This window comes from Brachybacterium sp. J144, from assembly GCF_036321705.1.
Lineage (GTDB): Bacteria > Actinomycetota > Actinomycetes > Actinomycetales > Dermabacteraceae > Brachybacterium.
In genome coordinates, this window is the sequence record NZ_JAZDCG010000040.1 from 1 (window position 1) to 8129 (window position 8129).

At 69.4% G+C, this 8129-nt stretch carries 10 protein-coding genes and 1 pseudogene; 8 read left to right on the forward strand and 3 right to left on the reverse strand.

The features are described from left to right. The first annotated feature begins 354 nt into the window (after positions 1–354). From V1260_RS15730 to V1260_RS15765, 8 genes are all read left to right on the forward strand, one after another. A complete protein-coding gene (locus V1260_RS15730; RefSeq protein WP_329747762.1) occupies positions 355–855 on the forward strand; it encodes a hypothetical protein in 501 nt (166 codons plus the stop codon). Next, positions 852–1799, forward strand: coding sequence for a DUF3560 domain-containing protein (locus V1260_RS15735; RefSeq protein WP_329747763.1), 948 nt, complete (start codon positions 852–854; stop codon positions 1797–1799). The genes V1260_RS15730 and V1260_RS15735 overlap by 4 nt, the downstream gene beginning before the upstream one ends. 66 nt (positions 1800–1865) lie before the next feature. Further along, entirely contained in the window at positions 1866–2234 is a 369-nt protein-coding gene (locus V1260_RS15740) for a hypothetical protein (RefSeq protein ID WP_329747764.1), read from the forward strand. 14 nt (positions 2235–2248) lie between these two features. Further along, positions 2249–2614, forward strand: coding sequence for a hypothetical protein (locus V1260_RS15745; RefSeq protein WP_329747765.1), 366 nt, complete (start codon positions 2249–2251; stop codon positions 2612–2614). A gap of 129 nt (positions 2615–2743) precedes the next feature. Next, on the forward strand, positions 2744–3391 hold the full coding sequence (locus tag V1260_RS15750) for a hypothetical protein (RefSeq protein ID WP_329747766.1): 648 nt from the start codon (positions 2744–2746) through the stop codon (positions 3389–3391). 56 nt (positions 3392–3447) lie between these two features. Continuing rightward, on the forward strand, positions 3448–3966 hold the full coding sequence (locus V1260_RS15755) for a hypothetical protein (RefSeq protein WP_329747767.1): 519 nt from the start codon (positions 3448–3450) through the stop codon (positions 3964–3966). A gap of 82 nt (positions 3967–4048) precedes the next feature. Further along, the gene (locus tag V1260_RS15760) at positions 4049–4444 is read left to right on the forward strand and encodes a DUF3846 domain-containing protein (protein ID WP_329747768.1); all 396 of its coding nucleotides are present in this window, start codon (positions 4049–4051) and stop codon (positions 4442–4444) included. 259 nt (positions 4445–4703) lie between these two features. Then, on the forward strand, positions 4704–5492 hold the full coding sequence (locus tag V1260_RS15765; RefSeq protein WP_329747769.1) for a hypothetical protein: 789 nt from the start codon (positions 4704–4706) through the stop codon (positions 5490–5492). Positions 5493–5575: 83 nt separating this feature from the next. Here V1260_RS15765 and V1260_RS15770 read toward each other — a convergent pair whose 3' ends face one another. The 3 genes and pseudogenes from V1260_RS15770 to V1260_RS15780 form a co-directional block, all read right to left on the reverse strand. Then, entirely contained in the window at positions 5576–5995 is a 420-nt protein-coding gene (locus tag V1260_RS15770) for a hypothetical protein (protein WP_329747770.1), read from the reverse strand. Positions 5996–6085: 90 nt separating this feature from the next. Next, positions 6086–6226 (reverse strand): annotated as a pseudogene (locus V1260_RS15775) (ATP-binding protein); the annotation flags it as partial. Positions 6227–6728: 502 nt separating this feature from the next. After that, a complete protein-coding gene (locus tag V1260_RS15780; RefSeq protein ID WP_329746494.1) occupies positions 6729–8015 on the reverse strand; it encodes an ISL3 family transposase in 1287 nt (428 codons plus the stop codon). Between the last annotated feature and the right edge of the window lie 114 nt (positions 8016–8129).

The window sequence follows — 8129 nt, forward strand, 5'->3', positions numbered from 1 at the left end:
GGGGTCCTCTCGGGTGGGACGGATCTCAGGCGGCCGGGGGGATCGGGCTGCGCCCTCCCCCATCCCACGCCCCGCCAAGGCGGGGCGGTTGGCGGTCCCGTTCCGGCGCTGCGCGCCGGTGTGGGTGCCGGTAGGTGGGTGGTGCCGGGTGGTCTGCGATTAGGCGCTGACCTGCTGTTTTGCTCTGCTACCTGTGAGGCCGGCCCCGGGCTGCGCCCGTGGCGCGTGTTCGTGTTTTCGTATTTTCGGGTTCTCGTTCTTTCGTTCTCTCGCTTTCGCTCTCGGGTGTTGACAGTGTGTGCGCTCTCCCCTAGTCTGGTAACTGTCAGAACGAAACCGATCGAGGAGGGCTCCATGCTCACCACTCCGTCCTCGGACACGCGGGCCGCCGCCAAGGTGCTCCAGTCCGTCCTGGAACCTCGCCCGCCCGCATTCGCCGATCTCCGGTACGCGCACCTGGTCCTCACCGAGGACCCGGCTGCCGGAATCGACGCCTTCCACTACTGGGCCGCGGGCATCGACCCCTCTGAGCCGGACGCTCCCGAGCGGCTGGCCCGGACCCTGCTGACCACCCCCTCACCCGCGCGGGCTGACCACGTCTACCGGGTGTGCCGTGCCCTGGCGGACTACTCCGCCACCGCGCCTGTGGATGTCCCTCGTGGGGCACTGGACGCCGTACGGGTGACCTACCTGCTGTGGGCCGCAGCGATGACGCTCGACGGCCCTGCCCACGTGCTCGCCCTCTGCGCTGAGGCCGGGGACATCGACGTGCTCCGAGTGGCCAGCCACCCGGTGTTCTTCCTCGCCGTGCGCCGTCTGGACACGACCATCACCCACCAGGAGGTGCAGGGATGACCACCCTGACCATCACGCACACCCACGCCGAGGGGACGCTCATCGACGGGACCTCCCGCGGTGACGGCTCCTCCCCCGCCCTCAAGGCCAACCGGTGGCGGTGGTCCCGGAACCTCGGGGCCTGGTACATCCCCGGATCGAGGGACCACCACGCCCGCGACTGGCAGATCCGCAGCACCGTCGAGGCCCTCCAGGGCGCCGGGTTCGAGGTCGAGGTGGAGGTGGACAACACCCCCCGCCCCACCGCGGACGTCCAGGAGGACAAGAAGGCCCGCGCTGCCGCGCGGGCCGATGCCCTCGACGCGAAGTCCGAGCGGCAGGAGGCCGTCTCGGAGGCTCGCCACGCCGCCGCCCGGCAGATCGCCGACGGGATCCCCTTCGGCCAGCCGATCCTGGTCGGCCACCACTCCGAGCGCCGAGCACGCCGTGACGCCGAGCGGATCCACTCCCACATGCGCGCCGCCGTCGACGCGGGTGCCGCTGCACAGGAAACCTCCCGGCGCGCTGCCGCGGCGCGGGTGAACACCCGCCCGGAGTCCCCCGCCACGACCGCCAACCGGCTCGACAAGCTCCGCGCCGAGCTCCGCCGGATCGAGCGCCTGCGCGACGGGTACACGGTCGTCCAGGGGCGCACCGTCATCGCCGAGGTCTCCGGATCCCACGGAGCCCAGCACGCCCGGTACCAAGCCGAGGCCGAGCACCTCCGCGAACAGATCACCTACTGGGAGCAGATCCGGGAGCAGCAGATCGCCGACGGGCTCACCGTCGACACCTCCGCCGCCCGAGCCGGAGACCTCATCCAGGTCCGAGGGTCCGACTGGTGGCGCATCAAGCGGGTCAACCCCAAGACGTTCACCGCGACCTGGGGACACAGCGAAGTCCGCATCCCTCACCACAACGTGACCGCCCTGCGAGCCGCTGACGGCACCCAGATCGACCGATGACCCCTTCCCCGGGGGAGAAGCCCACCGGCCTCCCCCGGGGCCCTTACAGCCCCTCAGGAGGCCCCCATGGACGGATACCTCGTCAAGATCACCCCCGCCAACACCGCCCACCTCATCCCCTGCAACGAAGCGCCGATCTCCTTCGAGTTCCACACCTCCCACACCGGGGAGGACTTCGAGTGGATCGACCACCCCCGTGGCGACCACCTCGCCGTCATCGCCGACCCCACCACCAGCCGCCCCCGCAACGGCTGGGCCACCGCCTACACCGGCCGCACCATCCACGGAGACGCCCTCGTCACCGGCCAGGAGATGGGCGAAGACGTCCCCCTCACCCACACCCAGGCAACCTCCGTCCTCGCCGAGGTTTTCCTGATCGGCGGGCTCGCCACCGCGCTGCACACCGCCGCCGCCTCCATCGCCAACCACCACTGACCCCAGGACCCCAGATGACCCACTACCTCGTCACCATCGCCCCCGACGGCACCACCACCCGCGTCCCCTACGACCCGACCGCCCCCGCCCAGATCCCCAACCTGATCGGCACGGACATCACCCACAGCACCGAGCACCCCCGCGGGATCGAGGAGATCGAGATCCTCACCGACGCCTACGGCCACCTGCTCAGCCGCAACAGCGCCCCGAACCCCCTCGCCTCCCTCTACAGCGGCCACCCCCTCACCGGCCGCACCGTCATCGCCGCCCACGACCCCGACACCGGCGAGACCACCGGCATGACCATCAACGTCACGCACGCCGTCCTCCAGGAGATCCGCACCCTGATCGACCTCACCACCCACACCGCCAGCCCCTGACCCACCCACCACCTCGCACAACGCCCCGGGAGCCACCCCGGGGCGTTTTCGTCTTGGTGTTGACAGTGTGGTTCGTGTCTGGAATACTCATAGCTGTCAGGACGAAAGACCGAACGAGGGAGACACCCCATGTCCACCACCATCACCACCAGCATCGACCGCCTGCGCCGAGCACTCGAGGGCACGATCCCGTTCGCCAGCTCGGACACGACGCTCCCCCTGCTGAACGCCGTGCACGTCAAGGTCGAGGGCGAGCGGCTCCAGGTCGCCGCGACCGACCGCTACGCGGCCGCCACCTACCGCCTCCACCGCGGCGCACGCGCCGAGGACGGAGACGAGTTCCTGGCCGATGACGGCGCAGCTGCCGAGGTCGCGATCGCCGTCCAGGACGCGAAGGCGATCCTGCGGACCGCGAAGACGTACAAGCGCCGCGCCGCCCACCAGGAGGTCATGGTCACCATCGACGAGGACCGCCCCGGCGGAGCCACCTTCGACTTCCTCGACGGCCCGACCGTCGCCGTCACCGGCGTCGAGGGCGACTACCCGCCCATCGCCCGGCTGTTCCCCGCCGGGGAGCGCCTCGCCGAGAGCACGCAGTCGGAGGTCATCTTCAACGCGACGTTCGCCGCGAAGGTCCACAAGGCCGCGCACGCCCTCACCGCGAACCGGCACACCGGAGTCCACCTCCGCCTGAACACCGACGGCGTGAAGCCCGCCGTGTTCGACGTCGAGGAGGACGAGCACTGGCGGGGCCTGCTCATGCCGATGCGCGGCTGACCCACCCGGCCGGGCACCGCCCGTGCCCGGCCACCACCCCGCCGAACGGAGGACCCATGCACCTGGCCCTGGAGACCGCGCACACGACCGACGACCTGGCCGACCAGTGCGACGCCGCCACCACCGCCCACCTCGCCCGCCTCATGCTCCACACGTTCGCCGTGCTCGGCGCTGCCCATCGCTGGGACCACCTCGGCGAGCTCGCCGAGGACCTCGCCCGCGACGCCGCCCGGCTCGGACTGCCGATCGCCGACCAGGACCCGGAGACCCTCGCCCACTGGGAGCAGATCGCCGAGACCCCGCCCGGGCCACCCGACCCCCGGCCAGGGAACGGCACGGCCGCCGTCACCCTCGCCGCCGAGCAGCTCGCCGAGCGGTTCAGCGACGACATGCTCGCCGACGAGATCGCCGGACAGCTCAACTGCCCGGAGGCCGATGCCCTCATCGACCTGCTCACCGCCACCGGCGCGGCCCGCGCCGCCGACCTCTGGAGCGCCGCCCACGCCGCGCACGACCAGGAGGAGGACGCCCACTACACGCCGAGCAGCGCGGCCCCTCACGCCCCCGAGAACTAGTTTCGCCCTAAGTGTTGACAGTGCGGTGCATGTCTGGAATACTCATAACTGTCAGAACGAAAGACCGACACCAGGAGGAACCATGAGCCACCTGCTCAAGATCACCGCCGACCGCCACGTCGAGACCCTCGCGTGGAACGACGACGAGGACTCGCTCCCCCAGCTGTACCGGGCGCTGAGCACCCCGACCATCGCCGTCGACATGGCCGAGCCCGCCCCCCACGGCCGCGGCGACCACATCACGGTCTGGGCCGACGAGGAGGGCTACCGCCACAACGCGCCGCTGAACCTCTACGCCAGCGCCTACCTCAACCGCCCCGTGGTGGGCACCGTGGTCATCACCGCGTTCAACCCCCGTACCGGCGACACCCACGGCCTCACCGACGAGCAGCTGCGAGAGGAGGAGGACTACCTCATCCGCGCGGTCACCATGTTCATCGCCCGCGTCGGGGCCGGGCACATCCTCACCGACGCCTGACCCTCACCGGCCGGGCCCACTCGGGCCCGGCCGGACCCCGGCGACGGCCACAAACTTTCCCCCTACGTGTTGACACTCTGGTTCGTGTCCTGTAGAATCGTGGTGTAGCCAGGGAGGAAGGAAGCGGACCGGAACCGCGACGCGAACAACGGAATATGTGTCCTGTAGCAGGACATGGGGGAGTGTGCCCCCCCACCCCCCCCGATTCACGGTTTCACCATCGCCCCCAGGAATCTCCGGGTCATGCTTCGATTCGGGCATGAGCTTCAGCAGCCGCCACAACCTCCGTCGCACACCACCGCCTCGCAACAAGTACGAGCAGGCCCCCGACGACCTCCGACTCGTCCTCCGTGATGCCCTCCTCGAGGGCCGCGGCTGGGTCGGAACGTACCGAGTGCTCTGCGACGCCATGCACCGGCTCCCCGATAGCGGGATCTGGGGAGACAGCTTCGCGCGTGAGCCGGCCGTCGAGATGCTGGAGGATCTCGAGTGGTTCGAGGTGTTCGATCTGCTCGAGGAGTACGGCGACCCGGAGGCGGTGAACGCATCCTTCGAGCGCACCGGGCTGGCCTACGAGATGACCTCGAATCGGCGCGGGCAACGGATCGAGGTCTTCGACCCCGAGGGTGAGGAGCTCGAGGTGGACGACATCCCCGAGATCGCCGCGTCCCTCCTTGAGGGGCGCTTCTCCGAGCCGGGCAAGCAGTGGGGGCGCGCCCTGAGCGCGCTGCGGGGACGGCCCGCCGAGCACACCCAGGCCATCCATGAAGCCATGGGCGCCCTGGAGGGAGTCCTCCGCATCCTCACCGGGAAGAACACGCTCGGCGACGGAGCCAAGGCGTACTTCAAGGACCGGGACGACTGGGTACGGGCGATGAGCAGCGCGTTCAACGCGATGTACGGGTACGCCAGCCAGGTCCCCGGCGCCCGACACGGGCAGTGGAAGGACCCCGGCACCCAGCTGGCCGAAGCAACCTTCGTCGTGCGGTTCTGCGGCTCAGCGATCGCGTTCCTACTCACCGAGGAGCGCATGGGCCAGCAACCCTGACCCCTTCGAAGCCGCTCCCCGGACCGAGGCCGGGAACCGGACCCAGAACCACGGGTGAGCTCCAGATCTGGTCGACGAGAGGATCATCCGGCTGCCGGGTGGGCAGATCCTTCGAGCTTCGTCCTGATCTGGTCGAGCTGTCGGAAGTACCGCGGCGCCCTCATGTACAGGACGGCGCAGCCGGCCTCGGTGAACGCCGGCTCTCGGTCCTCGTCCGGCTCTCCCGTCGGATGCAGCCCGTAGTTCCGCAGGTCGCGTAGATGGGCGGCCTGGGCCCGCAGATCGTTCAGGCTGCGGCTCTCCCAGGCCTTGCCTCTCCTGATCGCCTCAGCCGTCCGATCGATGACGGCCGCCGCGTTCTGCCCTCTCGCGATCAGGTCAGCCAGCTGGCCGTCGTCGGACACCCGCGTGCCGAGACCGAACCAGGCTGCCTCGCTCGCTGCGCCGAGGAGGTCGACCGCGGCGATGAACAGGCCGCTGGCTTCGGGGGTTTCGTCCGACACCGCCTGTAGGTGAGTTCTGACACCACCCGGGGCGGGTTCGCGCCGACGATGTTGGTCTGGTTCGACACCGCTTCCAGGCCGTGTACTCGCTCAGCCCGTCCGCTGTTTGGTGGCCTGGGCCAGTCGGTAGGAGTCGGTGCCAGTCTCGAGGATGGTGCCGCCGAAGGTGAGCCGGTCGACGATGGCAGCGCAAAGCCGGGGGTCGGTGAAGGTCTTGGTCCAGCCGCCGAAGGGCGTCACCCGTCTCGCGATCCCGGGCCAGATGGTCGAGCTCGAAGGAACCGCCGTCGCGTAGCGCCGCCTCGCCGCGCCTCCCGCTCGTGCCGGTTGCAGTCGACACGAGAAGCAGGCGGAGGCGAGGGCACCACGAGGCATCCAGCTCGTTACGTCCGAGGCCTTTTCTCAGGATGCTGGCCACGGTGAGAAGGCGGCGAATGACGGGATCGAGGCATCGGCCGCCAGGTCGCGCAGCGCATGTTCGTGGAACCGGAGCCGGGAGCTCACGCACCCCTCGCTGCGGACAAGAGCGCGCCCGCGACAGAACGGAATCCCGGATGCCCGAATGCTAGTTCGGTTTCAATGAGCGTTCGCTCCGCTGTGACTCGCTCGAAGCGAGTCCATCAGCACAGACCACGATTCAGGCAGCCGATGGTCAAGGTCGCGGGCGGCTGCGGTCTGACCGGGTACGTGGCTCTTCGCGGTTCGTGGTGAATGACCCTGCTGTGGCGGGTATTCACGCTACGGTTTTCGCGGCGCTGGTCAGCAGGATACGCATCCGGTAGTTCTCGGCGTTGCGGAAGCCACGGCCGATGCGTTTGATGTTCTTGATGCCGGTGTTCGCGGCCTCGACTCGAGCGGTGGTCGCGCCGGTGACGATGAGGACCTCGATCGCGTCCCACCAGGTCACGACGGTGTCGTAGAGCTTGGTCGCCTCGGGCATATTCGCGATCTGCACGAAGTAGCCCATCCGCATCCGTTCCTCCCAGGCCTGAGCCAGGGTGTCGGTCGCCAATAGGCGACGGAGCTGCTCCTTGATGCCCCAGGCGGCGGAGAGCTCGTCGGTGGGGTCATCGGTGCGGAACACCCTCTCCAACCGCTCCCACGCCCTCGGGGTGAGGGTGTCAGCGCCGCGCAGCAGGAGCATCCGGTGCGCCCAGGCCGGGTCATCCTTCCGACCCCGGCGACCGTGATGGGTGCGGGCTAGGCGTTGCCGCACGGCGGTGACCATGTCGTTCCCGAGCTTGACGAGGTGGAACTTGTCGACCGAGACCGCAGCGCGGGGCAGGTAGGTCCGCAGTGCTTTGCGGAACGCGGCCGAGGGATCGATGGCGACGATCTCGATCCGCTCCCGCCAGTCCTCAGAGCGCTGGGCAAGCCAGTCCCCGACGGCGGTGGAGTCCCGGCCGTCGACGACGCCGAGGACCTGTCCGGTGGTCAGGTCGACCAGGGTCGTCATCCATGGCTCGAACCGTCTCCAGGCACCTTCATCGGTGCGGAACCAGCGCACCGACCGGTAGCGGTGCTCATCGATGCCCAGGCGCGTCACTGGCACGTCCTCGGCGGCGGGGAGGACCACTGCGGCCGCCGCCAGCGCGGACTGGACCAGCCACCACGAGACGCCATGGGCCCGGGCGACCTCGGAGGCAGCCCGGCCCGAGGTGAGCACCGCGGAGACGACCTGATCCCGCAGCCGGGTCGTCGAACGCGCACGGTAAGGGACCTGATCGGTGGCTTCCCAGAACGTGCGCCGGGCGCAGGCCGGCTCGAGGCAGAACCAGCGCCGCTTGGCCCACACCACCTCCACCGCCCCGGCCACGGGGACGTCGCGCACCTTCTGGGACCGGCGGGAGTGGACCTTGGTCGCGAGCACCCCGCAGGACGGACAGCCCGGCGGCTCGATGGATTCGATCACCACTCGACGGCCTCCGTCGGGCAGGTCGATCGCGTCTGTGACGCGGTAATCGGGCAAGTTGAAGATCGTGCTCGCAGCATCACGCTGCGAACCAGTATTCTCGTGCACAGGCTCGTGGTCCTCTGAGGTGTGGATGTCTTGACAACACCCATCACAGCAGGACCACGGGCCGTTCTACGCCAGCGACGCGACGCTCTCCTTCACCACGAACCTTGAAGAGCC

Excerpts from the sequence above, each read along its gene's own strand:
- V1260_RS15730 (WP_329747762.1), top strand. The coding sequence starts at position 355 with ATGCTCACCACTCCGTCCTCGGACACGCGGGCCGCCGCCAAGGTGCTC.
- V1260_RS15755 (WP_329747767.1), top strand. The coding sequence starts at position 3,448 with ATGCACCTGGCCCTGGAGACCGCGCACACGACCGACGACCTGGCCGAC.
- V1260_RS15760 (WP_329747768.1), top strand. The coding sequence starts at position 4,049 with ATGAGCCACCTGCTCAAGATCACCGCCGACCGCCACGTCGAGACCCTC.
- V1260_RS15765 (WP_329747769.1), top strand. The coding sequence starts at position 4,704 with ATGAGCTTCAGCAGCCGCCACAACCTCCGTCGCACACCACCGCCTCGC.
- V1260_RS15740 (WP_329747764.1), top strand. The coding sequence starts at position 1,866 with ATGGACGGATACCTCGTCAAGATCACCCCCGCCAACACCGCCCACCTC.
- V1260_RS15750 (WP_329747766.1), top strand. The coding sequence starts at position 2,744 with ATGTCCACCACCATCACCACCAGCATCGACCGCCTGCGCCGAGCACTC.
- V1260_RS15745 (WP_329747765.1), top strand. The coding sequence starts at position 2,249 with ATGACCCACTACCTCGTCACCATCGCCCCCGACGGCACCACCACCCGC.
- V1260_RS15735 (WP_329747763.1), top strand. The coding sequence starts at position 852 with ATGACCACCCTGACCATCACGCACACCCACGCCGAGGGGACGCTCATC.